Genomic DNA, 24,881 nt, shown 5'->3' with positions numbered 1-24,881 from the left:
TTTTCATGTCGTTTTATTCTGCATTTTCGGTTCTATGGGCAAGCCGGCTTGAAGCGGCAGCTGCAATCGCCCCAACGATATCATCTAAAAAGGTGTTCACCTTACCAGTGCTTTTATCGTTTAGATATTTTAAGATCCCCGGCTTTTGTTTATCGATGAAACCATAATTGGTAAAGCCGATTGATCCATATACATTCACAATTGAAAAAGCCAATATTTCATCGACCCCATATAGGCCCTCATCTATTTCAATTATGCTCAGCAGAGGCTCCTCGAGCAGTTTTTTCTCAGCTAGAATATCCAACTGAATGCCGGTAAGGATGGCATTTTGGACCTCGCGTTTTGAAAGGACCCGTTCGACATTGTGAAGGCAATCGGACATTTGGAGATTTTCATGGTAGCCAGATTGTAAATACATGACAAGCTCAGCGATATCCTCCAATTTCACTCCTCGTTCAATTAGCCATCTTCGAGCCGTTTTTTCAGACATTGATTGTTCAATATTAGCCATGTCATCACCCATTTCTCTATATTTTAAAGGGATAGTTCTAATGCAGGTAGTTTGATCTAATTAAAATGAAAACCCATGAAGGATGTTTTGATCCGAATTTCTAATAAGGTTTCGATAATCATTCAGAAAACGGGTTATTCCACATATATATAAGTATATGATGTCCAATATTTCTATTATATCCATTTGATGAAGGGGGCCATTCCATGATAGAAGAAATCATTTTTAATAATTATGGCATAAAGGTGGAGCTTGGAGAAGCCAATAGCAGGTTTCCAAGCTTCCGTTCAGGAAATATGGTTTACAGCATCGTTCCCATTGAAAATATGGAGCAGGAGGAATTAGTGGAACGGTATAAAATGTCTCAACATCTGATTTCTCAAGGAGATCGTCACGTATCCGCCTTTGTCCTTGCCAATCATGGAAGTTATGTTTCGGAAGCGGATGAACAATTATTCATCCTTCTTGCCAATCAGGCATTGGAAGGTCCGAAAAATTTCAACCCAGGACGACGTCTGGCAAGATTTCATCAGCGGGGGAGAAATATTAATGAAACGATTCGAACATGCTCAAGGATCGGAAAATGGAAAGAACTCTGGGAACAAAGGATCGATCAGTTAGAAAAGATTTGGCGGGATAAGCTCAACGCCCATCCTGATAACCAGTTTGAAAAATTATTCATAGAAACCTTTCCCTATTATATGGTCCTAGGTGAAAATGCGATTCAATATTTAGTCGACACGGAAATTGATGATACCCCGCAAATTGTCGATAGTGGAACGGTTTGTTATGAACGTTTTTTACATGATACCTGGAAAAGCAATAAGTGGATGAAAAATCCGTTCGATTGGGTATTCGACCACGGAACCAGGGATGTCGCGGAATGGGTGAGGGAACACTATTTTCAAAATGTTCATACCCATCAACGTGGCATTGGCCAATTCTTTCACGAATATCAATCCATAGAACATTTCTCCAGCTTTTCAGCCCGGTTGTTATATTCGAGGATGCTGTTTCCCATTCATTATTTTGAAACTGTGGAAGAGTATTTTTCAAAAACGACGGAATCAAGGTCGAATGAGTTGGAGGATAAAATATCTTCAATAACGAAATCCTCCCAACAATATGAATCCTTCCTCAAACATTTTTATGAATTGGCAGAGGTCCCGGCCAAGCAATATGATTTGCCTAAAATTGACTGGATTTAGATAAAAACGGGAAAGAAATATGATTCATCCTAACTTACTATGTTATGATGATAACAAGATTTTTTAGAATAATTAGATATTTAATCGCTACGGAAGGATGGGACCATGAAAAGATTGATGATGGCCGCCCTTTTAGCCCTTTTAATCATCCAAATGACAAATCTTGCAAAAGCTGAAACGAAAACAAGTTGCGAAGCAAATCAATTCAAGATTGTCATGAAGTCTGCTGCGGATGTGAAGGAAAAAGCGTCGGCTGCAAGCAAAACATTAATAACTTATAAGAAAAACAAAGAATTATCGACAAGTGGAAGAACTGGGAACTGGTATAAGGTCTGTCACTCTAAAAAGACAGCATATATCAATGTGGCAGATGCTAAAGAGGTTTTCGGTACCAGTGAAAAAGCCCTTCTAAAGAAATTCGATAGTAGAAAAGGCGTTAACCAAGTTGTATCGGTGACAGGAAAAGTGATGAGTGATACAAAGGTCACGATCCAAACGTATGAAAAGAAACAAGGGGAATGGCGCCGGGCATTGAAGAAGATGGAGGGTGTCATTGGGAAGAACGGCTTCACGAAGAGCAAAAAAGAGGGTGATGGAAAATCCCCGGTTGGAATTTATTCATTCGGTACGTCCTTTGGAAGTGGAACGAAGCCAGCCGGAATGAAAATGAGTTATAAGAAAACGACCAAATATGACTACTGGATTGATGATCAGACATCCAAGGATTATAACAAGTGGAAAACCTATAAAGGAAATCCTGCAGTTAAATGGAAGTCTTTCGAAAGGATGAATCATGAACTCTATAAGTATGGCGCGGTCATCAATTATAATACGAATCCCATCATAAAAGGAAAAGGCAGTGCAATCTTTCTTCATGTATGGAGAGGAGATACAAAGCCGACGGCGGGATGTACAGCCACAGCTGAAAAGAATGTCCTCAGTTTACTGAAATGGATGGATCCCGTGCAAAAACCACATATTGTAATGGGTACAAATGATTCATTGAAGAGCGTTAAATAATAATCATCAAAATGGTTTCCCATAAAAAAATCAGCTTTACCCGTTCTTACTCGTTCAAGGGATGGACGAAAAAAGTTCGTGCATCCATCTTTTCTAACTATTGATAATTATATGAATTAAACTTATAATGTCTACTATACAAATACAAATGTTTTCTTCAGGCAAACAGTTTTTAAGGGGGAACCAAATTATGAAAGCCATCTCGATCGGTTTATTGGGGTTAGGTACAGTCGGATCAGGAGTCGTACAAATCATTGAAAGCCATCAGGACAAGCTCATGCATCAAGTGGGCTGTTCCATATCCGTTAAGAAGATACTAGTCAAAGACACGACGAAGGAGCGGCTTGTCGAGGTCGATAAAGGAATGTTAACTGACAATCCTGAGGATATCCTTTCGAATCCCGAGATTGATGTTGTAATAGAAGTGATGGGTGGAATCGAAGAAACACGCAGTTATCTGATAGAAGCTATAAAAAATAAAAAGCATATCGTTACGGCCAATAAAGACCTAATGGCTTTATATGGACCGGAACTGCTGGAATTGGCCACGGAGAATCAATGTGATTTGTTCTATGAAGCAAGTGTTGCAGGGGGAATTCCGATTTTACGCGGTCTTGTCGATGGATTATCTTCTGACCGCATCACGAAAATGATGGGAATCGTCAATGGAACGACAAACTTCATTTTAACGAAAATGAGCAAGGAAGGCAGAGCTTATGATGACGTATTGAAGGAAGCTCAGGAGCTGGGATTTGCTGAAGCCGATCCGACAGCCGATGTAGGCGGATTGGATGCGGCCCGTAAAATGGCGATCCTATCAACACTCGGGTTCTCAATGAACATTGGTTTGAATGATGTTGAGGTACAGGGCATTACCGAGATATCCGAAGAGGATTTGAGATATAGTAAGAAGCTTGGATATACAATGAAATTGATCGGCGTCGCTTCCAGGGCAGGGGATAGGGTCGAAGTAAGTGTCCAGCCTGCACTTCTTCCGGAAGCACATCCGTTAGCATCGGTAAATAATGAGTATAATGCTGTATACGTTTATGGGGAAGCAGTAGGGGAAACGATGTTTTACGGACCAGGCGCCGGCAGTCTTCCTACTGCGACTGCAGTCGTTTCGGATATGGTGACGGTCATCAAGAATATGAGGCTGGGCGTAAATGGCCGCAGTGCCGTTTCACCTCAGTACCCGAAACAATTAAAAGATGCCACTGAGATTTTCGCTAAGTTCTTCATTCGATTACATGTTCAGGATGAAGTTGGCGTTTTAGCCAGAATCACGAATTTATTTGCAGAGCATGGAGTAGGATTCGATAAAATCCTTCAATTGCCTCTGGATGAAAAGGAATCTTCCGAAATCGTATTGGTTACGCACACTGCCACAAAGGCTGCATTTGAGCAAATAATACAGAAATTAAATGATTACAATATGGTAAGAGAAGTGAAAAGCACATACAGAGTTGAAGGAGAGGACATCAAATGAGCTGGCAAGGACTTATAAGCACATATAAAGAATTTTTACCCGTTAATGAAAACACACCTGCACTAACCCTTTTGGAGGGTAATACACCTTTAATCAGACTGAATCGATTATCCGAAGAGTGGGGAATCGACTTACATGTAAAATATGAAGGGGCGAATCCAACTGGGTCGTTTAAAGACCGCGGCATGGTCATGGCTGTCGCCAAAGCGATAGAAGAGGGCAGCGACACGATCATCTGTGCTTCCACTGGGAATACATCGGCAGCTGCAGCCGCTTATGCGGCCCGGGCCAACCTGCGCTGTATCGTTGTCATCCCTGAAGGGAAAATAGCCATGGGCAAGCTTGCCCAAGCCGTCATGTACGGAGCGGAAATCATCTCGATCGAAGGGAACTTCGACCAGGCTTTAAAAATCGTCCGTTCACTTAGTGAGAGCTCACCGATAACTCTTGTGAATTCGGTCAACCCATACCGGATTGAAGGGCAGAAAACAGCGGCTTTCGAAATTTGTGATGCCCTCGGCTCCGCACCGGATATTTTGGCGCTTCCAGTTGGGAATGCAGGTAATATAACGGCTTACTGGAAAGGTTTTAAAGAATATAACGAATCGAAACAAACGGGCCTTCCTGAAATGAGAGGGTTCGAAGCTGAAGGTGCGGCTGCAATTGTCCGGGATAGCATTATTGAAAACCCAGAAACGATTGCAACAGCCATCCGGATTGGAAATCCTGCAAGTTGGAGCTTTGCTGTGGAAGCAGCAAATGAATCCAAAGGCAAAATTGATGAGGTGACGGACGAAGAAATTCTGGAAGCCTATCATTTCCTCGCTAAAAAAGAAGGGGTATTTGCAGAGCCGGCATCATGTGCTTCCATTGCAGGCATCTATAAACAATTAAAAAGCGGTGAAATCAAAAAAGGAAGTAAGATTGTTGCCGTTTTGACTGGAAATGGATTGAAAGATCCGAATGTGGCAGTCAATACAAGCACGATTCAGCCGACATTGCTGCCAATGGATGAAGAGGTCATTTTAGAACATCTGCAGGGTGTGAAACAGGCATGAGTGCGGAATCAGAGATGTTCTTGATCCGTGTACCAGCAAGTACGGCCAACTTAGGACCAGGATTCGATTCCATCGGCTTGGCGCTAGGACTTTACTTGGAAATACACGGATCTTCATCAGATCAATGGGAAGTCGTTCCACTTTCAGAGGAAATGTCTGTTTTTCCAACGGATGATCGTAATTATATCGTCCAAATTGCCAAGGAAACGGCGGCATCCTATGGAAAGGAACTTTCCCCATGCCGGCTTTTCGTCTCTAGCGAAATTCCACTGGCACGGGGTCTTGGAAGCAGTGCCTCTGCCATTGTGGCGGGGATTGAATTGGCGAACATCGTTGGTGAACTTCATTTATCCGAAGAGGAGAAGAATAGGCATGCTTCCCTCTTTGAAGGGCATCCGGATAATGCGGGGGCATCAGTGTATGGTGGATTGGTTGTGGGCCTGCATACGGAGGAAAGAACGGATGTCGTGTCGTTTCCAATCGAGGGAGTTAAGGTGATTGCTGTCATTCCCGATTTTGAATTGCTTACGGAAGATTCAAGAAATGTCCTTCCGAATTCGATTTCCTATAAAGAGGCGATAAGCGGAAGTGCAGCCGCAAATGTAATGCTTGCAGGAGTTCTATCTAAAGATTGGAAGCTTGTTGGTGAAATGATGCAAAGTGATCGTTTCCATCAACCATATAGAGCAGAGTTGGTCCCTCATTTAGCGCTTATTGAAGAAGTTGTCCTCAATGAAGGCGGATTTGGTGCAGCCCTAAGCGGAGCAGGCCCAACTGTTTTATGCTTATCATCCGCAGAAAATAGTGAAAGTTTGCTCACAGTATTGAAGGAAAAATTTCCGGAATTTCTTGTGAGAGAATTGGAAATCGATAATGAAGGCAGCTATACGGCAACCCTTTCAGAACAGGAAAAAAATGAATTGAAATTTTTGAAATCGTGAGCCATGCTTCATTCATTGTCCATATAAAAAAGCTGACTCGCGTCAAGCCGTATCAATTTGATAGGGCAAAAGCCGAGTCAGCTTTATTTTTATTGCAGCCCGGAAAAGATTCCGGCCTGTATGAAAAAGGTTGAACGTGTATAGATGAAGTGAGCCTTCATCCATACGCTGTTGTTATTTAAAGGGCCATTAGAAAACTTGTTCAACTTCCACTACACCAGGAACTTCTTCAAGAAGGGCACGCTCAATCCCAGCTTTTAGCGTAATGGTCGAACTAGGACAGCTTCCGCAGGCTCCTAGTAATCGTAATTTTACAATTCCATCTTCTACGTCAACTAGTTCACAGTCACCGCCATCACGAAGAAGAAACGGACGAAGCTTATCTAGGACTTCTTGAACTTGAACTTCCATTGTTTGTTCAGACATTGCAATCGACTCCTTTCCTAATCATATTATAAAGCGAAGGTAGTAAAAAATCCAACTGTAACTTTGCGGAAATATAATCTATATTATTCTGGTATGATGGAAACAGGTGAAGTTTTTAAACATTATTCAAAATGAAGGAGGAAGAGTGTGGTAATGAAAGAAATTGAGATAGAAGTGTATGGTGCGGAGCAAATTTGCGCAAGTTGTGTGAATCTCCCTTCTTCGAAAGATACCTGCGAGTGGCTTGAAGCCGCTTTAACGAGGAAGTTTCCTGAGCAGAAATTCAAAATATCCTATATAGATATGTTTAATCCTCCAGAAACGCAAAAGCAAAAGAGCTTTGCCTTGAAGATGATCGAGGAAGATTTATTTTATCCACTGGTCCTCATCGAAGGAGAAATCATCGCAGAAGGAAATGTGCGTCTCAAAAAAGTGGTGGAGACGATGGAAAAATACGGATATACAATACAAGTATGATATATAATGGAAGAAATAAGAAAAACTGACCCATGAATGAGCTGCATGCAGCTCATTCATGGGTCAGTTTATAAAATGTAGCATAGATGGGTTGGAATCAACCGTTATGGTATTTATACATCCAGAGAATGCCTGATTTCATCAGGCGGGCCACTCTGCCGGTGATTGGGCGATTTGCAACAAGACCAAAACCTTGTTTCTTCCCAAGAGAACCTAATGTCCCTTTTAATTTCATTGTCGGGAAGCTTTCTGGAAGTGGTTCATTTGCCCATTTCTTTACAAGAACCTGTACGATTTGTTCAGCTTGGGACTCCGCTAATTGAGCACTAGGTGCATGAGGCAGGCTTGCGCAGTCTCCGACCACAAAGATGCTGTCATCATTAGGAAGGAAATGCTGAGGAGTCAGAACGGCTCTTCCTTGACGGTCTTTTTCAATATCCATATCGCGGATGATCTTACTTGGCTGGATTCCAGCTGTCCATACGATGACGTCGCTTTGAACGGCTTCGTCGCCATTATAAAGAAGGTTTGGTTCAACTTTCGTTATATTTGAATGATGGACGATTTCGATTGTATGTTTATCGAACCATGATTCGACAAAGGTGCTTAATCTTTCTGGGAAAGCAGATAGAATATGCGGTCCACGGTCGAATAATTTAACGTTTAAATCTGAACGGCTTTCAATCAATTCACTTGCAAGCTCAACACCACTCAGTCCGCCACCAACGATAGAAACGGTTGCACCGGCACCTAAATTATTCAAGGCTGAATATGTTCGGCGTGATTTATCGATTGTTTGGATACTGTAGGTATGTGTGTCTGCTCCAGGAATATTGTGGTATTTATCTTCGCAGCCAAGGCCAATGACTAAATCATCATAAACGACAGGATCTTGATTTTCTATAATGACTTGTTTATTTTCCATATCGATGGAAAGTACTTCTCCGTACACGTTCTTCAAGCGAGGATGTTCAGGAAATGCAACACGGATGTGCTGATCTGGAATGGTACCTGCTGCTAAAGCATAATATTCCGTTTTTAAGCAGTGATAAGGATTACGGTCGATAAGCGTGATGCTCACATTTTCAGGAAGCTGATTAGGCAGCAATCTTTGCAACATGCGCATACCACCATACCCGCCACCAAGTATGACTAGATTCTTCATATGATTTTTCCCCTTTATTTGATCTCTTGAAAAATTTGACTAGCATTTAACTATAGGATTCCCCCAAATGGTCCCCTTTAAAGTTTAATTAAATATATATACCCCAATTAGTAGCAAGAATAAAAAATTAGTTAATTTTCTTTAATTTACGTACCCCGACAAAAGTATAACGAATATAAAAGGAAATCACAACCGATATCTTGAAATCGGCTGATTTTTTATGCGTAAATATTGACTGTAGAAGGGAAAAGTAATAAGATGGTTTGTTAGTAACTGTGAGGTGAAACAATGTACCCGATTATTGAATTTTGTGTAAGCAATCTGGCCAGCGGCGCTCAGGAGGCTCTGGAAAGATTGGAGCGGGATCCGAATTTGGATATCATAGAATATGGTTGTCTGGGTTATTGCGGCAGATGCTCCAGTAATTTATATGCGCTTGTAAACGGTGAAGTGGTTTTTGGTGACACAACGGATGAATTGGTTGATAAAATATATAAGTACATTGATGAATTTGAAATGTTTTAATCATCAACGGCGAACAAAAAGGCTGTTCCTTCGTGGACAGCCTTTTTAATATCAGTGCTACAGCAACGAGTGGGTTGTTAATTGCTGCTTGAGTTCCTGAAATCGGTCCCTGGCCATCTGGATGATGGAGGCTTCCCGGGCATTTTTTTGACTTTCGAACACTAATGAAAAATACTTGATGGCTGCCTTTTCATTTCCTAACCTCCTTGAGATGTCACCAGCGAGATAGAGGATTCTGGCTTCGGATACCTGAGTGCCGCTGAAGTCTCCTGTTGAATAGGATGCTTCATATTCCTTTAGGGCGAACTTCAAAAATCTTTCTTCTTGTTCCTTGCTTTTGTGAATCCTATATAACCATGCTATCCGTAAACAGATTCCGGCAAGGATTATATGTTTTTCCTTTTTTAAAGCTCCGCAATAACTCGCTAGCTTGTATGTATTGATCGCATCTTTAATGGATCTCTCCTTGCTAAAATGGTGGGGAACCCACTGGGAGCTTACTTTTTCCATAATGATTTCCATTGTAGTGGGGGGGAAGTACCGGGAGAAATCCTCTGAATACGAAAAGCCGCAGTGAGGGCAAACAAAGATATTATAGTAAAGTGCGTTAACGGCTGAATCAGCATAAATGGGGCAAAAGTCCGTGTCATATTTAGAAACTTTTACAAAACGCGACCGTACCTTTTTAGTGGTTGATTTTTGCTTGCATAAAAGGCATTCCATGCTTTTATCATATAGAGGATGTATGCCTTCGATGGTGGTTACCCCCTTACTGTAATTTGGGATTGGGACCAATGGAACGGTTAATTATACCTACAGTCTTTATTATAAACTAATTTTTGTTGGTAAAATAGGTGGGGGAATATGATTTTTTCAAGCTGGAAAATTGAGCGTGGGAATTTCTTTGGTATATACTATAAAGAGTAATAGTTCTATCTCACATATCAGAAGAAGGAGGGATTTATTGTGAGTGAAGTTGTTCAAATAACGGAAGCTGCCGCTTTTCAGATAAAAGAAATGATGAAACAAAATGGTGAAGAGGGTTCCTTTTTAAGAGTGGCCGTTAAAGGCGGAGGCTGCAGTGGATTATCCTACGGAATGGGTTTTGAACAAGAACCCGGAGAAAAAGATAGCCAGCTGGAACAGTTTGAAATTAAGATCCTTGTTGATTCCCAGGATGCAGATATATTGAATGGAACGGTAATTGATTATAAACAAACGATGATGGGTGGAGGCTTTACGATCGAAAACCCAAATGCTATCGCTTCATGCGGTTGCGGGTCTTCCTTCAAAACGGCTAAAAACGCCGGTACGCCGGAGAACTGCTAAGAAACTCTTATCATTGAGAAAGGGGGGCACTTTAACAAGTGTCCCCCTTAGTTTAGGCAAAAGGGATTTGGAATGGTCTCATCCCGAACCATGATTTGAAAATAGGCTAGGTACATGGACGGTCGAATAAAGTGCCGTGAAGGTCGAATAAAGTGCGTGAACGGACGAATAAAGTTTGAGAACGGTCGAATAAACGCTTCAGCTGAAAACAGCTGGAGCGTTTATTAAAGAAAAAACCAGGCAAACATCAAATTTGACTACAGTCTAGGGGGCACTAAAAAAAGTACCCTTTTTCATGCTTATTTACTGTTTTAAATATTGTGCAGGGCCTCCTTGATTGGGAGGGTGCCGCTGGAAATTTCGAATGTTTTATTGAATGTTTTTTCTTCTGTGATTGATTTGGCAAGAACGGTGGCGACATCGGCTCTTGGAATGGAATTGTCAGCATGATCCACTTTCTCATCCGCAAATATTTTTCCGATGGCTTGTTCATTTGTCAAAGCAACCGGCCGGACAATCGTGTATGTCAGCCCGCTTGCTTTTAAATGTTCATCGGCATCATGCTTTGCTTCGAGATAATGGTGCATTTCTTCTTGGGCTTGTTCCGGATTATCGGAACCGACAGAGCTCAGCATGACAAAACGTTCGATCCCCTTCTTTTTGGCGGCATCAACCAGTTTAATGGCTCCATTCTTATCCACAGCTGTCGTTTTATCCGGCCCTGTTTTCGGTCCAGATCCTGCTGCAAAAATGATGGCCTCCATGTTATCCACTGCTTTATCCACATTTCCCTCTAAATCGGCAAGGATTGGATGCCCGCCGAGTGCTTTTATCGTTTGGGCCTGTTCTTCTTTCCGGATCATTCCGTAAACAGTCATTTGCGGATTTTTTGATAATTCCCCAATGATCTGCTTTCCTGTCGTTCCATTGGCTCCTGCAATTAAAATATTCATAGATGCATTCTCCTTTCATGGCTTCTCCTACTCTTTACCCTTAGTATGATAAAAGTAAGCGCTGTGGATAAGTAATGGGAAAAGTTATCCACAATAACCGAATTGGGGACAATAAAAAAAACCCGGCTATGAAAGTCGGGTTTTTGCGTAATTTTAAAACATGGAGGAACTGTGCATCGGCTGAACTTTTGCTTTTGGGTCAATATATTGTTTGGCGTGATTGACGGCAGTGGGTGCCTCACCAAAACCACTTGCAATTAATTTGACTTTTCCATCATATGTTGCAATATCACCTGCTGCATAAATTCCCGGAATATTCGTTTCCATTCTGGAATTCACCAAAATACTGTTCTTCTGGATATCAAGTCCCCATTCCTTAATGGGACCGAGAGAAGAAACGAAGCCGTAGTTGACGATGACTGCATCCACCTCCATCGTCTCTGTATCTTCACCAGTTGTATCCTTGATGACAACCGTATGGATCCGTCCGTCTGTACCAATCAACTCTGAAGGTATGTAAGGAGTCTTTATTTCAACTTTTGAATTTTTAAGTGTTTCTACACTATGTTCGTGGGCACGGAATTTATCCCTTCTGTGAATGATGCTCACTTTCTCGGCGATCGGCTCGAGCATTAAGGCCCAGTCCACTGCCGAATCCCCACCACCGAAAACCACCACTTTTTTGCCGGCAAAATGATTGAGGTCGTCGATGAAATAGTGAAGGTTGCCGTTTTCATATTTTTTTGCATCTTCAATTTCGATGCGGCGGGGTTGGAAAGCCCCATTGCCAGCTGTGATGATAATCGTTTTGGAGTAATGGATTTCTTTATCAGTCGTTAACTTGAAAACTCCATCGGCTTGCTTTTCCACTTCTTTAACGGCTTGCTCTAGGACAACATCCTGTTCGAACTTTGCCATTTGTTCTTTCAAATTATTCACTAGCTCCTGAGCGCGCACTTTAGGGAAACCAGCGATATCATAGATGTATTTCTCAGGATAAAGGGCTGACAATTGTCCGCCTAATTGTGGCAGGCTCTCGATGATTTTTACGGTTGCCTGTCTCATTCCTCCATAAAATGCAGTGAATAATCCAACCGGGCCTCCGCCAATGATGGTAATATCATAAACTTTTTCATTAACTTCCAACGTTATCCCTCCGATATACTAGATACTAGGTTTGCTGAAATTTATTCTCTTATTTTAACATAGATGATCTTTTAAAAAACGGAGAAAGTTAGAAAAGTAAGAAAGTTTTGACTATATAAGGGCGGTTTCATGATGAATGGTCTTTATCCGCTTTCATAAGTGGGTAAAATTACCCTTTGCCAATGTTAAGCATATCGTATAAATATGGTATGGAACTAGTTGAAAAGTAACGTTTTTCGGCTTGATTTTAACCCGAAAAAGTTCGGTTTGTTACTTGAAAAAGGTATGGAAAAAGACTAATATTTACTTAGACATCATTTGGTAAAATTTTTATGAATTTTTTATGACAATTACGAAGTGTTACGTGAAATACGTCACAAATGTATAAGAGTGCTTTTTATAATGGAAATTAATAAGATACACAATATATTTTAGTTATGGAAAGCATCACAAGAAAATATCGTAAAGGTGGAAGAATACTTTTGAAAAAGCCAACTATCGTTGTTTTAGGAGCAGGTTATGGTGGATTGATGACTGTTACTCGCTTACAGAAGGCATTAGGTCAAAATGAAGCAGAAATCGTATTAGTTAACAAAAATGATTACCACTATGAAACAACATGGCTGCATGAAGCATCGGCTGGAACGCTTCATCATGATCGTGTGCGCTATCCAATCAAAAGTGTCATTAACAACAAAGTTAAATTCATCCAGGATTCCGTTTTGGAAGTGAAAACGGAGAACAAAAAAGTCATCCTTGAAAACGGCGAAATTTCTTATGATTACTTAGTGATTGGTCTTGGACCTGAATCGGAAACGTTCGGAATCCAAGGGCTAAAAGAATATGCTTTCTCTATCTCTAACGTGAACACGGCACGTAAAATCCGTGACCATATCCAATTGCAATTCGCTACGTACAGTTCCGAGGTCGAGAAGAATGAAGACCGCTTGACGATCGTTGTCGGAGGAGCAGGATTTACGGGAATCGAATTCTTAGGCGAATTGGCTAACCGTGTCCCTGAACTTTGTAAAGAATACGACATCGATTTCCAAAAGGTTCGTATGTATTGTGTGGAGGCAGCACCAGCAGTCCTCCCTGGCTTCGACCCGGAATTGGTGGATTATGCAGTATCTTACCTTGAGAAAAAAGGTGTCGAATTCAAAATCGGTACACCGATCAAGGGGGCGACTCCTGAAGGCATCATCGTGGCAAAAGGCGAAGATGAAGTGGAAGAAATCAAAGCGGGAACCGTAGTGTGGGCAGCTGGCGTACGTGGTAACTCCGTGATAGAGGCTTCCGGTTTTGAAGCTATGCGCGGACGTATTAAAGTGAACCTTGACATGCGGGCACCGGGTCATGACGATATCTTTATCGTAGGGGACTGCGCTTTGATCATCAACGAGGAAATTAACCGTCCATATCCGCCTACCGCACAAATCGCGATGCAGCAAGGTGAGGTCATTGCGAAGAACCTGACTAAATTGGTTCGTAATGAAAGCGACCTTGAAACGTTCACTTTCGAAAACAAAGGAACGGTATGTTCACTTGGTGAAGACAACGCGATTGGTGTTGTATTCGGCAAGAAAGTTACAGGTAAGACTGCATCATTCATGAAGAAAATGGTTGATAACAGAGCGTTGTTAATGATTGGCGGAGCTTCCCTTGTTGCTAAAAAAGGTAAATTCAACGTCCTTTAATTTTTTCTATATATTAATAAAGGCCATTTGGGGATTTTCCCTGAATGGCTTTTTCATTGACATCCCATCAATGGGTGAGTGTGCCAACTATTGGAGTATGCACGGTTCTTATATGGAATATAATAGGTAAGGATGACCGAGCTTAATCTTATGTTCTTCTGCTGTTTGAAGTTTACAATAATAATGAATATAGGGGGAAGTGGGTCTTGGTGGAACGATGCAAAAATGTTTGGCTTGCAGTGTCCGGCCTTGTGATATCTGATAAAGGTGAATGGCTGGTCGTGAATAAAAGGTATGGCGGATTGAAAGGGCAATGGTCGCTTCCGGCAGGTTTTGTCAAAAATGATGAAACCGTCGATGAAGCTGTCGTAAGGGAAGTGTTGGAGGAGACGGGTATTCATACAGAAATTGAAGGCATTGTAGGAGTGAGAAGAGGAGTCATCAAAGGGAATATTAGTGATAATATGTTGATATTTTTACTTAAACCGGTCAGTTTTGAAGTAACCGCTCAGTCGGATGAACTATATGAAGCTAAATTTTATGACCCTGATTTACTCATGCAGGAAGGGAAGCAATCATTATTATTGGAACAGCTGTTAGCTTTTAAAAAGGAAAGAATGCAGACGATGCTTGACGGATTGAATCCGGGAGATCAATTTGGGTATACATCATATAAATTATTCATGTGATTTGGGTAATTATCTTTTCTTCGGAATTATTTGGTATAAGTCGTTGACGCAGCAATTATTTTTTCAGTAAACTAAAGGTGTCGCTTTTTAAGGAGGGTCAAGAATAACATGCCATTGCCTGTTTTAATTATCTCAATACTCTTATTTTTCATATTGTTTTTCGGAATTGGCTTTTTGCTGAATATGCTCTTTCGTTCTTCGTGGATCATGGTCATCTTATTTCCAATCGTCTTCATCATCATTGTCAATGAAACAAAGCTAATAGAATATTTTAGAAATCCGGGAATATCTTTTTCTAATCTTGGTACGAACCTTACATCCTTGCATACGGCAGACATCATTATTTTATCTAGCGGGCTGCTTGGCGCGGTTTTAGCTGGTGTGGTCATCAGGATTCTAAGGAATAAAGGATATCAAATGTTTTAATAATGAGAAGGGCCGTCATTTATGGACGGGCCTTTTTTTGTAAGCTGTTTTCGCATACTTTGTTGCTATTTACTAAGTAGTGCGGTGTGGTTGATTTCCCCTCCAGATGCTCGCTTTCCGCGGGGCGGGCGGTGAGCCTCCTCGGCGTAAACGCCTGTGGGGTCTCACCTGTCCCGCTGCTCCCGCAGGAGTCTCGCACTTCCGCTCCAATCAACCTTAAATAGTTTCGTTTTAAAAACAACAATCTTTACGAAAAGAGCCTTTTTTGTAAGAAAAATTGGTTCTTTCCATGCTTTATGAATACTTTCACTCCGTAAAGGGAACAAATATCCTTGTGAGAGGAGTGGAACTAATACATATGAAGATTGTAAAGGCATTATTTTTGAGGGTTGCTATTATCATATTATTTATCTTGGCCATCGAATCGACCTTAAATCATGTTTTTGGGGCTGTGCCTGAAGATCATCCTTTTGATGAGGCAATGAGACAACATCGAATGCTTGGTCTCGAATATAAAGCGATCCATAGTGGAGGTCAAGTGGCAACGCTAATGGCATCGGCATCCGCGAGCAATGGTCCCACGACGATAGCGGAGGCAATCGAGCTCTCGAAATACCCGAAGCATGAAGTTTTGGCTACAGGATATACAGCAGGGTATGAATCAACCGGAAAGTACCCGGAAAGCCCATCCTATGGTATCACTTATTCAGGGGTGAAGGTGAAACGGGATCTGTTTTCCACCATTGCCGCCGATCTTACCGTATTCCCTCTCGGAACCATCCTTTGGATTCCGGGCTATGGATATGGGGTTGTAGCGGACAAGGGTGGTGCAATCAAAGGAAACCACCTGGATCTATACTATGAAACGGTACAAGATGTATATGAGAATTGGGGGAAGAAAACCCTTGAAGTATATGTTGTCCAAAAAGGGAACGGCGAGTTATCCGAAGAACAGTTAAGCAAGTTGAATGAAACCAAGATCAGGCAGGTATTCAAGCCTAAAATCGCTCAGAAAACATTGAACGATAATGTAGCTTCCTTTGCTTTTTAATGATGGACAAAGGTGAAAGCGAAAGGCTGCCTCAATTGAGGCAGCCTTTTTGATTGTCTGTTTTCCGTTCGGGACGCCTTAGTCCATGCTTTTGTAGGCTTCAGGATGCAGAGTCTTTGCCAATTTGGAAAGGCCATCCAGTAATCGCGGGGAGGGGCGGCAGAATAAAGGCTCTTCCATTATGTGAATATTGTTATTCCGGACTGCCTTCATATCAGTCCACCCTTTCCGTTTCTTGACCAGCTCCGGGTTTACTTTTCGTAAAGGGACACCGACCCAAGCTAAGCAAATATGGTCGGGATCCTTTTTTTGGACCTCTTCGGAAGTGACTTGAATGCTTGCCATGTCGACATCTTCGAATAGGTTATATCCTCCCGCAAGCGTGCTGATCTCGGATAACCAATTAACTCCCCCGGGGCTGAATAAGGGATTAGGCCACCATTCCCAATACAGCGACGGCTTTGTTTCGATTTTGTCTGCGACGTTTTTGTATTGAAGGATGGCATCACGGAATTTGGCAGCCTGTTCCTCTGCTTTTTCCTTAAGATTCATGGCATCGCCCAAGGTCAGTAAATCTTTTGCGATATCTTCAAGTGATTGCGGGTTGAAGATGATATGAGGGATGTTCCGTTCTTTTAGCCCCTCAATATTTTTTTCCATGCCCGGTACACTTAGTGAAGCCAACACCAAATCGGGTTTTAGTGATTCTACATGATCGATATCAATGGATAAATCGGGCCCCACCTTAGGAAGGTGCTGTAAGGTTTCAGGCCAATCAGAGTAGTCATCGATGGCGATCAGCTGATCTTCAATCCCTAGATATGTGCAGAGTTCCGTATTGCTGGGGCAAAGAGAGATTATTTTCAAATTGAACACCTACCCTTGAAAGATGAAAAAGTGAAGTGCCAGCGCAATGAATACTCCGGTCAAGGCTCCGAAAAATACCTCGATTGGCTTATGTCCCAACAGTTCCTTTAATTGTTGCTGTTTCTGTTTATCTGCTTTTTTCTGCCAGTTCTTTGCTTGCTCGACAAATGTATTGAAGTCCGTAACGAGCTGGTTCAAGACGGCCGCCTGTTCTCCTGCCTGCCGTCTCACACCTGTCGCATCGAACATCGTGATGACTGCAAAAATCGCGGCAACGGCAAATACAGGGGATTTCATACCGGTTTCGATCCCTACCGCTACGGTTAGGGCTGACACGGCCGCTGAGTGGGAGCTTGGCATACCGCCTGTTGAGTTAATGAGTGACCAGTTCACTTTACGAAATGCTATGAAGTGGATGGGCACTTTAATGAATTGAGCAAAGAAAATGGCAATCAATGCTGCGATTAAAGGGAAGTTGAGTAATAATTCCAAGAGTATCAGCCTTCTTTCTAGTTATAAGTAAAGATGAAAACCATATATGGGTAATTACATCCTGCTCGGAATAAGGCCCTTATTATTAGTTCCATTCAGTCCTGTCGATTCCCTGCTGGTATAAGTATAAATATGATCTTTCTTATACTATTACTCTAAAGTCACTCATTCTAAACAATATCACTTGTTATTATTATTTTTGCGGGCCTTATTCGAAAATTTTTGAAGATTTCGTTATAATGAATGTAATCGAATGGAGGAGGTAGCAGAATGTTCACAGTAAAAGATTCCTTGAATATAGATTTGATTGACGAATGCCTGATTCTAGGCGTGTTTGACAAACCTGTAAAATTCTCAGGCATAGGAAAAGAAGCGGATGAACGATTGGACGGCCAGCTAACAGAGTTAGTGAAGGAGGGAGAAATCTCTTCCAGGAAAAAATCAGTGGTCAAAATACATACATTAGGTAAATTAGGCATAAAGAGATTGATTTTTGTAGGGTTGGGCAAGGAAAAGGAGCTATCCTTTGAAACGCTCCGCGAAGCATTGGGAAAAGCTCGTAAGACGATAAAAGAATCCAAGATTACGACACTTTCAATCGCGTTGGATACATTCACGACTGAAAATCTGGATGCATTGGACGCAGCGCATGCTTGTTCCGAGGCTTTTGAACTTGCTTCCTATAAATTTGACGGATACAAGCAAAAATCGAACCAGGTCGAAAAAAGCCTTGAATCGATTACGGTTTACAGTGAATTTGATCAAGAAGAGGTCGGTGCCGCGCTTCATGTAGGGAGGATCTTCGGAAGGGCGACGAACTCCGCGAGAACATTGGTCAATACACCAGGCAATTTGTTGACTTCCACGGATTTGGCGGATTATTCATCTGCCTTGGGTGAACGTTATGGTTTTGAAGTGGAGATTCTTGAGAAGGAGGATATGCTTAAGTTGGGAATGGGTGCACTCCTTGCCGTCAATCAAGGTTCGGTCGAGCCTCCGAAAATGATCGTCCTGAAGTATCAAGGTAAGGATGAATGGAAGGATGTTATCGGGTTGGTAGGTAAAGGCATCACATTCGATACGGGTGGATACTCATTGAAAACGAAGGCCGGAATCGTTGGAATGAAGACGGATATGGGCGGTGCGGCAGCTGTTTTAGGAGCAATGGAAATAATCGGCGAATTAGGACCGGACCAAAATGTCGTGGCGGTCATTCCTTCCACTGATAATATGATCAGCGGTGATGCATTCAAGCCGGATGATGTGATCACTGCCATGAGCGGCAAGACGATAGAGGTATTGAATACGGATGCGGAAGGCCGGCTGGTTTTGGCAGATGCCATGACATACGCTAAACATCATGGTGCAGACTATCTTATTGACGTTGCCACTTTAACGGGTGGTGTCATAACCGCGCTGGGCATGGATATGACGGGTGCAATGACAAATGACACGGAATTCTATGAACAAGTGGTCAAAGCCTCAGAGGAGGCCGGGGAGCCCATTTGGAGATTGCCGATTACAGAAAAGGATAAAGAGCGGGTACGCAACAGTAAAATAGCGGATTTGAATAATTCACCTGGAGGGGCGGGACATGCGATCATGGGCGGCGCCTTCATCGGTGAATTTGCCGAAGACACTCCGTGGGTCCATCTGGATATTGCCGGAACTTCCACAACCTCGAACAACTCCGAATTGTGCACGGCGGGGGCTACCGGTGTCATGGCACGCACGCTTGCACTATTGGTTGAAACCTTTGAAACGAAAACAAGATGAACCCAAATATCCGAAGCCGAAAATAGGCTTCGGTTTTTTTACCAAAAAGGTGTTGGACGGACGTTATGCATCCCTCCATTTCAAGCTGACGATGATATGACAATTTTCTTCCCCTGCTTTAGGATAGAAATCAAAACGGATCCCATCGGGGTTATACGTGATATCAGGTTCGTTCTTAATTCCTATCTTTTTGATCATATCGATCACGACATTTTTTTGCGATGCTTGGGCAGCAGTCATCAACCGGTTCGAGAAGGGCTTGGATGTGGCTAAAGTATCCATGACTTTTTTTACATCAACCATTAAGGATTGCGAGGTCTTTGCCGATTTAACTAGCAGATCCGGATTGGTTGCCGAGTAGGGACGCAACGTTCCTTCCCATTCCCGATTCATATTCATTGCTCTCGCGTGAGGCGGAAACAGGATAGGGTCATAAAAAAAATAAGGGAAATCCTCCAAAAGGTTTCCTTCCTTTCCTTAAGTCTGTCTATAGACACGTATTCGTTATACGTTAAAATATGTATAAAGGCCAGCCGATATGATAGCGGTTTGGGAATGACCTTTCTTCTGCAAAAAAACTTCTTGAAAATTATGATCAAAGACACACTATTATTTGTAAACTGCTTCATTGACAGGTATAGTGTATAGTAATATACTTACTTACCTAAAGTAAGGAGAAGGCACACTATAAATTATAAAATAGGTGATGTTAACATGAAAATAACCGAGGAAACAAAAAAACTTTTAATAGATAAAATGAATATCATAAAAACACCGGGAAAAGCTGATATATGCCTTGTAGGGCCTGTGAACCTGCCTGTTGAGCAAGGAGATTTCTCAACGGTTTTCCAATGGTATACATGGCTACAGCTTGACGGCGCGGATAATGACAAGGAAGCGGTGCTTGATTCGCTTTCGGAAGCCAACCTCGCTTTTGGACAGCAATCCTCCGTATTGGTGTATGGTGACTTTAAAAAGTCGGAGGATGCACTTGTCCGGATGCATAGCATCTGTCACACAGGTGATATCTTCGGCAGTAAACGCTGTGATTGCGGCTACCAGCTCCACCAATCGATGAAGATGATAGCCGAGCATGGGTGCGGGGCCATTTTTTACCTTGCGGACCATGAAGGAAGAGGGATCGGCCTGTTTTCCAAATCTCTTGCCTATTTGCTTCAGCAGGAAGGTTATGACACGGTCGAGGCGAATGAGGCTTTAGGATTCGAAGACGATACGCGATCTTACGAGGGAGCCATCCGGGTGTTGAGGGAACTGCGCGAGGATCCGGTGACTTTAATCACGAACAACCCCAAAAAGCTGGACGCCCTCACGAAGAATGGACTTGCGGCGAAGGACCATATTCCGCTTTGGGGCGGTTTGACGGAAGATAATAGTTTCTATCTCGATACAAAGGTTAAGAAGTCTGGACATATTCCCGAAAAGAAGCCAACTTTGATTGTATAAGGAGAGCTATAGTATGAATGATGATCAATATTACATGAAGCTTGCACTGGATTTGGCAGCCAGTGCAAAAGGAAAGACGAATCCAAATCCAGTGGTCGGAGCCGTCATAGTCAAAGACGGTGTGATAGCCGGGACAGGGATCCACCGAAAAGCGGGTGAACCGCATGCGGAAGTGCATGCTTTCAAAATGGCGGGTGAGTATGCAGAAGGTGCAACGCTATATGTGACTCTTGAGCCTTGTTCCCATTATGGAAAGACACCTCCTTGTGCAAATTTGGTGAAAGAATCAGGTGTCCGGCGAGTGGTGGTTGCGACTCAAGATCCGAATCCGGAAGTAGCCGGCAGGGGGATATCGATCATAAAGGATGCAGGCATTGAAGTGGAAGTCGGCGTCCTGGAAAAGGAAGCTCAAAGGCTGAATGAGCGTTTCATTCACAATATGCTGACGAATCGTCCATTTGTCATATCGAAGTATGCGATGACGCTCGATGGAAAACTTGCAACCCACACAGGCCATTCAAAGTGGATAACAGGAGAAGAATCACGTCATTCCGTTCATTTGCTTCGTGATGAGGTGGATGCCATTCTCGTTGGTATCGGGACTGTGTTGGCCGATGATCCATCACTGACGACCAGACTTCCGGAGGGCGGAGGGAAAAATCCGATCAGGATCATTTTAGACAGTGAATTACGGGTTCCATTGGATGCCAATGTTGTACAAGTATCAGATGCGAAAACCTTGATCGTAACGCAGCAAAATGCACCTGCGGATAAAATGGACCTTTTACGTGAAAAAGGGATCGAATTCATTTTCGTCCCCAAAAACGAGAAGGGACTGAATCTTAAGGCATTAATGGAAGAGCTGTATAAAAAGGGGATTACGGATGTCTTGCTGGAAGGCGGAAGCGAAGTGAATGCCTCATTCCTTAGGGAAGGGCTCATCGATAAATACTTGATTTATATAGCCCCTAAACTATTGGGCGGAAGAAACTCACTAACACCGTTTACTGGAATGAATGTGGATACGATGGATGAAGCGATGGATGTTTCCTTCTCTGGCGTGGAAACGTTTGGTGAGGACATACGCATCACGGCTTATCCTAAATAAAAAATAGACAACAGGTGAAGAGGCATGTTGGTTAAATCAGATGTATGCATAGTCGGATCAGGTCCTGGAGGAGCCCTGCTGGCTTACCTATTGGCCAAGCAGGACATTTCAGTCGTTTTGCTTGAAAGGCATTCTGAGGTTTCAAGGGAGTTCAGGGGCGAGTTCTTGAACGATGAAGGAGAGGGCATTCTTAAAAAGCACGGTTTATTCAAGAGTGTGGAAAGAATTGGCTTGCTAAGGATGGAACAAATTGAATATTGGCATGAAGGCCAAATATTCAAAAGGATTTTCCCTGAATGGCCGGTCGATCATGTTGGGATACATGTCCCTCAAAATCATCTGCTTACAGCTATATTGAATGAAGCTGAAAAGCTGGACTCTTTTCAATTGATGATGAATACGAGGGTTACCGGCTTGATACAGGATGAAATGGGTCGTTTTACGGGAGTCAAGGCTCGAAATGGCGGAAATGACCTGGAAGTGCAAAGTTCATTGATAATCGGAGCGGACGGCAGATTTTCCATCGTTCGAAAAAAAGCGGGAATTCCAGTCGTGATTAAAAATCATGGCTATGATTTACTATGGGCAAAAATTCCTGCTCCGGAGGGATGGAAGCCTTCGATCAAAATGGCATTGGTCAATGGCTCCCAGGTTGCCCTCTTTACCCAGGCTGGAGGTTACATCCAAATTGGCTGGAATATAGATCATGGTTCATTTCCCCATTTGCGAAAACAGCATTTTGAACCGTTCATAGAAGATTTGCTTTTTGCCTTTCCAGAATTAAAAAAGGTTGTGTATGAAAAGATCCGCTCTTGGCAGGACTTCATTTTATTGGATGTTTACAGCAGCTATTGTGAAACGTGGACAAAGGATGGCGTTGCTTTATTAGGTGATGCAGCCCATACGATGACACCTACAGGTGCGTTCGGACTCAATTGTGCCATGAAGGATGCCGATATATTGGCCGAGCTTATTTCTGGGTGCATCCTGCAGGAGGATACTGGCTTCCTTGGACTTAAAATGGCTGAGCCAAAAAGAAAAGCCGAGATTGAAAGATTGCAGGCCATTCAGGAGGACAAGGAAATGTCCTTCGCATCACAGTTTGCCGCAGCTTATGTTTGAATAGGAGTGAAGGAGTATGAAATTCGGTTTCGATATTGACGATACCCTTATTAACTTGAGGGAGTTCGCGTTCCATCTTTATAATGAAAAGCTTAAGACGAATATAGAGTTAACGAAATTCAGAGCTTTAAAGACGTTGGAGATCCATGAAGCTTTCGGGCTTGATAAAGAGGCTGGGGGCAAAATGTGGAACAGCCTTGCCGATGAAGTGTATTATTCATCCTGTCCAGCCTTCGAGGGCGCAGTGGAAACGCTGCAGGAGCTTGAGCGCGATGGTCACGAAATCTATTACATCACAGCCAGAATAGCGGAGCATGGTGACCGGACGAAAAAATGGCTGATTGAAAATGGCTTTCCGGTTAAGGAAGACCATTTTTACTGCGGGATGAAGGATCATGAAAAAATTGATACGATCCGCAAATTGGAATTGGATTATTATTTTGATGATAAACCGGCAGTGCTGGAAACTTTATTGGATATTCCAACGAAAGTGTATGCAATGGATAACTCCTATAACAGGGAATTGGATATTCCAAGACTGACAAGCTGGTTTGAATTAAAAGAAATCCTCTCCAAATAATACATTTACATTATTGACGGATGACTTGATAGACTTGGGTCATCCTTTTTTTGTATACTAATATGAATAGTGGTTCATTTTTTTGGTAAAAAAACAAGAGAGTCGGGGGTAATGGGATGGAGAGAAATATTGAACAGTCATTGATAGGCACGCTTGGGATTGAAATGAAAGAAGTTGGCGAGGGGAAAGTCATTGCGACGATGCCAGTGGATGAACGGACTAGGCAGCCGTATGGTTTATTGCATGGGGGAGCATCCGTTGCCCTTGCGGAATCCGTTGCAAGCTTTGGCGGGATGCAGCTGGTAGATAGTACAAAACAAGCTGTCGTCGGCCTTGAAATCAATGCCAATCATGTTAGGGGCGTCCGTTCAGGTTTTGTTACCGCAGAAGGGAACATCATCCATCGCGGGAAGACGACGATGGTGTGGGACGTGAAGATACGTGATGAAGAGGATCATCTTATCTGCATTTCACGCTGTACATTGGCCGTTATCGACTTACCGAAGTCAAAGTGAATCAAAAGAACAATCGCAAATTGACGCAATGATTCTACAGTATCCGGTTTAAGTATAATATGGCAGTAGACTATTGTATGAAAAGAGGTTTTTTTATGCTGGTGGGTCATATACAAGAAATCACCCGTCATCCTGTAAAATCATTCACTGGTGAACAGGTACAGAAAACGAAGGTGATGGACTATGGACTATATGGAGATCGCAGTCATGCTTTTAAAGATAAAAATGGGAAGTTCCTGACGATAACCCAAGTCCCGGAGATGGTCTGTTATCAAGCTGTTTTTTCTGGTGAGGAAACCCTTGGCCAATATCCGGAAATCAAAGTGAAGACTCCTTCAGGAAACGTGCTGACATGGGGAGAGGAAGCCTTTCAGGAAGAAATGGAACGATTGTTAAAACAGGAGGCAGCACCCGTTGTTTATCACCCTGCACATATTCCGTTAGGAGCGATTGAAGAAGAAAACATCCTGCTTGTCAGTGATGCCTCGATTGGCGAATTGACAAAACTTTGGGGAAAAGAACTGGATGGCAGGAGATTTAGGCAAAATTTAGTGCTATCTTTAGTGAACAAAACGCCCTTTTTAGAAGAGAAATGGTTCGGAAAAAGGATTCTAATCGGAAATGAAGTGGAATTGGAGATCAAAAGGCATTGTGAACGCTGTATGATCATAACTGTCGATCCAAGCGATTCACATAGAGATCCATCACTCCTGAAAACTGTCGTCAAGGAAAGGAAAAATCATTTTGGCGTATATGCCTCGGTCGTGCAAACAGGTGAAATCAGAGTGGGCGATGAGGTATTTTTAAAGGATTGAGACAGAAAAGAGCTGCTCCTGTAATCAGGGC

General features: G+C 42.6%; 28 protein-coding genes. 19 read left to right on the top strand and 9 right to left on the bottom strand.

Going from position 1 to position 24,881, the window contains the following annotated elements; all coding sequences use genetic code 11:
* Positions 1–13: 13 nt before the first annotated feature.
* Complete coding sequence (locus ABC374_RS23355) at positions 14–511, bottom strand: phosphatidylglycerophosphatase A family protein (RefSeq protein ID WP_063234039.1); 498 nt, start codon at positions 509–511, stop codon at positions 14–16.
* 206 nt (positions 512–717) lie between these two features.
* Between ABC374_RS23355 and yutH the strand changes: the two genes are divergently transcribed.
* The 5 genes from yutH (at position 718) to thrB (ending at position 6,227) form a co-directional block, all read left to right on the top strand.
* Positions 718–1,719: a spore coat putative kinase YutH gene (gene yutH / locus ABC374_RS23350; protein WP_413019897.1), complete on the top strand. Its 1,002-nt coding sequence runs from the start codon at positions 718–720 to the stop codon at positions 1,717–1,719.
* A 105-nt stretch (positions 1,720–1,824) separates the two neighbouring features.
* Positions 1,825–2,739, top strand: coding sequence for a L,D-transpeptidase family protein (locus tag ABC374_RS23345; RefSeq protein ID WP_350300471.1), 915 nt, complete (start codon positions 1,825–1,827; stop codon positions 2,737–2,739).
* 190 nt (positions 2,740–2,929) lie between these two features.
* Positions 2,930–4,228 carry a homoserine dehydrogenase gene (locus ABC374_RS23340; RefSeq protein ID WP_350300470.1) on the top strand — a complete coding sequence of 433 codons (1,299 nt, stop codon included), beginning with the start codon at positions 2,930–2,932 and terminating at the stop codon, positions 4,226–4,228.
* Complete coding sequence (thrC, locus tag ABC374_RS23335; RefSeq protein ID WP_350300469.1) at positions 4,225–5,286, top strand: threonine synthase; 1,062 nt, start codon at positions 4,225–4,227, stop codon at positions 5,284–5,286. The genes ABC374_RS23340 and thrC overlap by 4 nt, the downstream gene beginning before the upstream one ends.
* Positions 5,283–6,227 carry a homoserine kinase gene (gene thrB, locus ABC374_RS23330; protein ID WP_413019896.1) on the top strand — a complete coding sequence of 315 codons (945 nt, stop codon included), beginning with the start codon at positions 5,283–5,285 and terminating at the stop codon, positions 6,225–6,227. Before thrC ends, thrB begins: the two co-directional genes overlap by 4 nt.
* 189 nt (positions 6,228–6,416) lie before the next feature.
* Here the strand turns inward: thrB and ABC374_RS23325 are convergent, their stop codons facing one another.
* Positions 6,417–6,653: a NifU family protein gene (locus ABC374_RS23325; protein ID WP_034310199.1), complete on the bottom strand. Its 237-nt coding sequence runs from the start codon at positions 6,651–6,653 to the stop codon at positions 6,417–6,419.
* A 153-nt stretch (positions 6,654–6,806) separates the two neighbouring features.
* On the opposite strand from ABC374_RS23325, the gene ABC374_RS23320 reads away from it, so the two are divergent.
* Entirely contained in the window at positions 6,807–7,130 is a 324-nt protein-coding gene (locus tag ABC374_RS23320) for a YuzD family protein (protein WP_350302969.1), read from the top strand.
* A gap of 97 nt (positions 7,131–7,227) precedes the next feature.
* Here ABC374_RS23320 and ABC374_RS23315 read toward each other — a convergent pair whose 3' ends face one another.
* Positions 7,228–8,295, bottom strand: coding sequence for an NAD(P)/FAD-dependent oxidoreductase (locus ABC374_RS23315; RefSeq protein ID WP_101223635.1), 1,068 nt, complete (start codon positions 8,293–8,295; stop codon positions 7,228–7,230).
* A 288-nt stretch (positions 8,296–8,583) separates the two neighbouring features.
* Here ABC374_RS23315 and ABC374_RS23310 point away from each other — a divergent pair, with 288 nt between their 5' ends.
* Positions 8,584–8,820 carry a YuzB family protein gene (locus tag ABC374_RS23310; RefSeq protein WP_063234046.1) on the top strand — a complete coding sequence of 79 codons (237 nt, stop codon included), beginning with the start codon at positions 8,584–8,586 and terminating at the stop codon, positions 8,818–8,820.
* A gap of 57 nt (positions 8,821–8,877) precedes the next feature.
* Here the strand turns inward: ABC374_RS23310 and ABC374_RS23305 are convergent, their stop codons facing one another.
* Positions 8,878–9,615, bottom strand: a complete 738-nt coding sequence (locus ABC374_RS23305; protein ID WP_413019895.1) for a DUF2225 domain-containing protein — start codon at positions 9,613–9,615, stop codon at positions 8,878–8,880.
* 171 nt (positions 9,616–9,786) lie between these two features.
* Between ABC374_RS23305 and ABC374_RS23300 the strand changes: the two genes are divergently transcribed.
* Positions 9,787–10,149: a HesB/IscA family protein gene (locus tag ABC374_RS23300; protein WP_350300465.1), complete on the top strand. Its 363-nt coding sequence runs from the start codon at positions 9,787–9,789 to the stop codon at positions 10,147–10,149.
* A 311-nt stretch (positions 10,150–10,460) separates the two neighbouring features.
* Here the strand turns inward: ABC374_RS23300 and ABC374_RS23295 are convergent, their stop codons facing one another.
* Positions 10,461–11,102 (bottom strand): SDR family oxidoreductase, encoded by a 642-nt coding sequence (locus tag ABC374_RS23295; protein ID WP_413019894.1) that lies wholly within the window; start codon positions 11,100–11,102, stop codon positions 10,461–10,463.
* 153 nt (positions 11,103–11,255) lie between these two features.
* Entirely contained in the window at positions 11,256–12,248 is a 993-nt protein-coding gene (locus ABC374_RS23290; protein ID WP_413019893.1) for an NAD(P)/FAD-dependent oxidoreductase, read from the bottom strand.
* 482 nt (positions 12,249–12,730) lie between these two features.
* Here ABC374_RS23290 and ABC374_RS23285 point away from each other — a divergent pair, with 482 nt between their 5' ends.
* From ABC374_RS23285 to ABC374_RS23270, 4 genes are all read left to right on the top strand, one after another.
* Positions 12,731–13,945 carry an NAD(P)/FAD-dependent oxidoreductase gene (locus ABC374_RS23285; protein WP_350300462.1) on the top strand — a complete coding sequence of 405 codons (1,215 nt, stop codon included), beginning with the start codon at positions 12,731–12,733 and terminating at the stop codon, positions 13,943–13,945.
* Between the two features lie 209 nt (positions 13,946–14,154).
* Positions 14,155–14,634 (top strand): NUDIX domain-containing protein, encoded by a 480-nt coding sequence (locus ABC374_RS23280; protein ID WP_413020430.1) that lies wholly within the window; start codon positions 14,155–14,157, stop codon positions 14,632–14,634.
* 108 nt (positions 14,635–14,742) lie between these two features.
* Positions 14,743–15,060: a YuiB family protein gene (locus ABC374_RS23275; RefSeq protein ID WP_063234052.1), complete on the top strand. Its 318-nt coding sequence runs from the start codon at positions 14,743–14,745 to the stop codon at positions 15,058–15,060.
* A 358-nt stretch (positions 15,061–15,418) separates the two neighbouring features.
* The gene (locus ABC374_RS23270; protein ID WP_350300461.1) at positions 15,419–16,111 is read left to right on the top strand and encodes a 3D domain-containing protein; all 693 of its coding nucleotides are present in this window, start codon (positions 15,419–15,421) and stop codon (positions 16,109–16,111) included.
* Between the two features lie 78 nt (positions 16,112–16,189).
* On the opposite strand, the gene ABC374_RS23265 is transcribed toward ABC374_RS23270, so the two are convergent.
* The gene (locus ABC374_RS23265) at positions 16,190–16,978 is read right to left on the bottom strand and encodes a cobalamin-binding protein (protein WP_101223629.1); all 789 of its coding nucleotides are present in this window, start codon (positions 16,976–16,978) and stop codon (positions 16,190–16,192) included.
* Positions 16,979–16,987: 9 nt separating this feature from the next.
* Entirely contained in the window at positions 16,988–17,470 is a 483-nt protein-coding gene (locus ABC374_RS23260; protein WP_101223628.1) for a divergent PAP2 family protein, read from the bottom strand.
* A 270-nt stretch (positions 17,471–17,740) separates the two neighbouring features.
* Here ABC374_RS23260 and ABC374_RS23255 point away from each other — a divergent pair, with 270 nt between their 5' ends.
* Entirely contained in the window at positions 17,741–19,246 is a 1,506-nt protein-coding gene (locus ABC374_RS23255) for a leucyl aminopeptidase (RefSeq protein WP_413019892.1), read from the top strand.
* 63 nt (positions 19,247–19,309) lie between these two features.
* Here the strand turns inward: ABC374_RS23255 and ABC374_RS23250 are convergent, their stop codons facing one another.
* A complete protein-coding gene (locus tag ABC374_RS23250) occupies positions 19,310–19,639 on the bottom strand; it encodes a YuzC family spore coat inner layer protein (RefSeq protein WP_350300458.1) in 330 nt (109 codons plus the stop codon).
* A 321-nt stretch (positions 19,640–19,960) separates the two neighbouring features.
* Between ABC374_RS23250 and ABC374_RS23245 the strand changes: the two genes are divergently transcribed.
* From ABC374_RS23245 to ABC374_RS23220, 6 genes are all read left to right on the top strand, one after another.
* Positions 19,961–20,710, top strand: coding sequence for a GTP cyclohydrolase II (locus ABC374_RS23245; RefSeq protein WP_350300457.1), 750 nt, complete (start codon positions 19,961–19,963; stop codon positions 20,708–20,710).
* 13 nt (positions 20,711–20,723) lie between these two features.
* Entirely contained in the window at positions 20,724–21,818 is a 1,095-nt protein-coding gene (gene ribD / locus ABC374_RS23240) for a bifunctional diaminohydroxyphosphoribosylaminopyrimidine deaminase/5-amino-6-(5-phosphoribosylamino)uracil reductase RibD (RefSeq protein ID WP_413019891.1), read from the top strand.
* Positions 21,819–21,842: 24 nt separating this feature from the next.
* Positions 21,843–22,940, top strand: a complete 1,098-nt coding sequence (locus ABC374_RS23235) for an FAD-dependent monooxygenase (protein ID WP_413019890.1) — start codon at positions 21,843–21,845, stop codon at positions 22,938–22,940.
* Positions 22,941–22,956: 16 nt separating this feature from the next.
* Complete coding sequence (locus ABC374_RS23230; RefSeq protein ID WP_413019889.1) at positions 22,957–23,520, top strand: 5' nucleotidase, NT5C type; 564 nt, start codon at positions 22,957–22,959, stop codon at positions 23,518–23,520.
* A 116-nt stretch (positions 23,521–23,636) separates the two neighbouring features.
* Positions 23,637–24,035: a hotdog fold thioesterase gene (locus tag ABC374_RS23225; RefSeq protein WP_350300453.1), complete on the top strand. Its 399-nt coding sequence runs from the start codon at positions 23,637–23,639 to the stop codon at positions 24,033–24,035.
* A 95-nt stretch (positions 24,036–24,130) separates the two neighbouring features.
* Positions 24,131–24,850, top strand: coding sequence for an MOSC domain-containing protein (locus ABC374_RS23220; RefSeq protein ID WP_350300452.1), 720 nt, complete (start codon positions 24,131–24,133; stop codon positions 24,848–24,850).
* Positions 24,851–24,881: the final 31 nt, after the last annotated feature.

It is taken from the genome of Peribacillus phoenicis (assembly GCF_047238085.1).
GTDB lineage: Bacteria > Bacillota > Bacilli > Bacillales > DSM-1321 > Peribacillus.
Note: the sequence above shows the minus strand (reverse complement) of the source record. Positions and strands in the feature narration are given on the sequence as shown.

Coding starts and splice junctions, on each gene's coding strand:
- thrC (WP_350300469.1), top strand. CDS start 4,225: ATGAGCTGGCAAGGACTTATAAGCACATATAAAGAATTTTTACCCGTT.
- ABC374_RS23230 (WP_413019889.1), top strand. CDS start 22,957: ATGAAATTCGGTTTCGATATTGACGATACCCTTATTAACTTGAGGGAG.
- ABC374_RS23295 (WP_413019894.1), bottom strand. CDS start 11,102: ATGAATATTTTAATTGCAGGAGCCAATGGAACGACAGGAAAGCAGATC.
- ABC374_RS23255 (WP_413019892.1), top strand. CDS start 17,741: ATGTTCACAGTAAAAGATTCCTTGAATATAGATTTGATTGACGAATGC.
- ABC374_RS23320 (WP_350302969.1), top strand. CDS start 6,807: ATGAAAGAAATTGAGATAGAAGTGTATGGTGCGGAGCAAATTTGCGCA.
- ABC374_RS23275 (WP_063234052.1), top strand. CDS start 14,743: ATGCCATTGCCTGTTTTAATTATCTCAATACTCTTATTTTTCATATTG.
- ABC374_RS23355 (WP_063234039.1), bottom strand. CDS start 511: ATGGCTAATATTGAACAATCAATGTCTGAAAAAACGGCTCGAAGATGG.
- ABC374_RS23245 (WP_350300457.1), top strand. CDS start 19,961: ATGAAAATAACCGAGGAAACAAAAAAACTTTTAATAGATAAAATGAAT.
- ABC374_RS23250 (WP_350300458.1), bottom strand. CDS start 19,639: ATGAATCGGGAATGGGAAGGAACGTTGCGTCCCTACTCGGCAACCAAT.
- ABC374_RS23340 (WP_350300470.1), top strand. CDS start 2,930: ATGAAAGCCATCTCGATCGGTTTATTGGGGTTAGGTACAGTCGGATCA.
- ABC374_RS23310 (WP_063234046.1), top strand. CDS start 8,584: ATGTACCCGATTATTGAATTTTGTGTAAGCAATCTGGCCAGCGGCGCT.
- ABC374_RS23235 (WP_413019890.1), top strand. CDS start 21,843: ATGTTGGTTAAATCAGATGTATGCATAGTCGGATCAGGTCCTGGAGGA.
- ABC374_RS23325 (WP_034310199.1), bottom strand. CDS start 6,653: ATGTCTGAACAAACAATGGAAGTTCAAGTTCAAGAAGTCCTAGATAAG.
- ABC374_RS23315 (WP_101223635.1), bottom strand. CDS start 8,295: ATGAAGAATCTAGTCATACTTGGTGGCGGGTATGGTGGTATGCGCATG.
- ABC374_RS23220 (WP_350300452.1), top strand. CDS start 24,131: ATGCTGGTGGGTCATATACAAGAAATCACCCGTCATCCTGTAAAATCA.
- ABC374_RS23345 (WP_350300471.1), top strand. CDS start 1,825: ATGAAAAGATTGATGATGGCCGCCCTTTTAGCCCTTTTAATCATCCAA.
- ribD (WP_413019891.1), top strand. CDS start 20,724: ATGAATGATGATCAATATTACATGAAGCTTGCACTGGATTTGGCAGCC.
- yutH (WP_413019897.1), top strand. CDS start 718: ATGATAGAAGAAATCATTTTTAATAATTATGGCATAAAGGTGGAGCTT.
- ABC374_RS23270 (WP_350300461.1), top strand. CDS start 15,419: ATGAAGATTGTAAAGGCATTATTTTTGAGGGTTGCTATTATCATATTA.
- ABC374_RS23225 (WP_350300453.1), top strand. CDS start 23,637: ATGGAGAGAAATATTGAACAGTCATTGATAGGCACGCTTGGGATTGAA.
- thrB (WP_413019896.1), top strand. CDS start 5,283: ATGAGTGCGGAATCAGAGATGTTCTTGATCCGTGTACCAGCAAGTACG.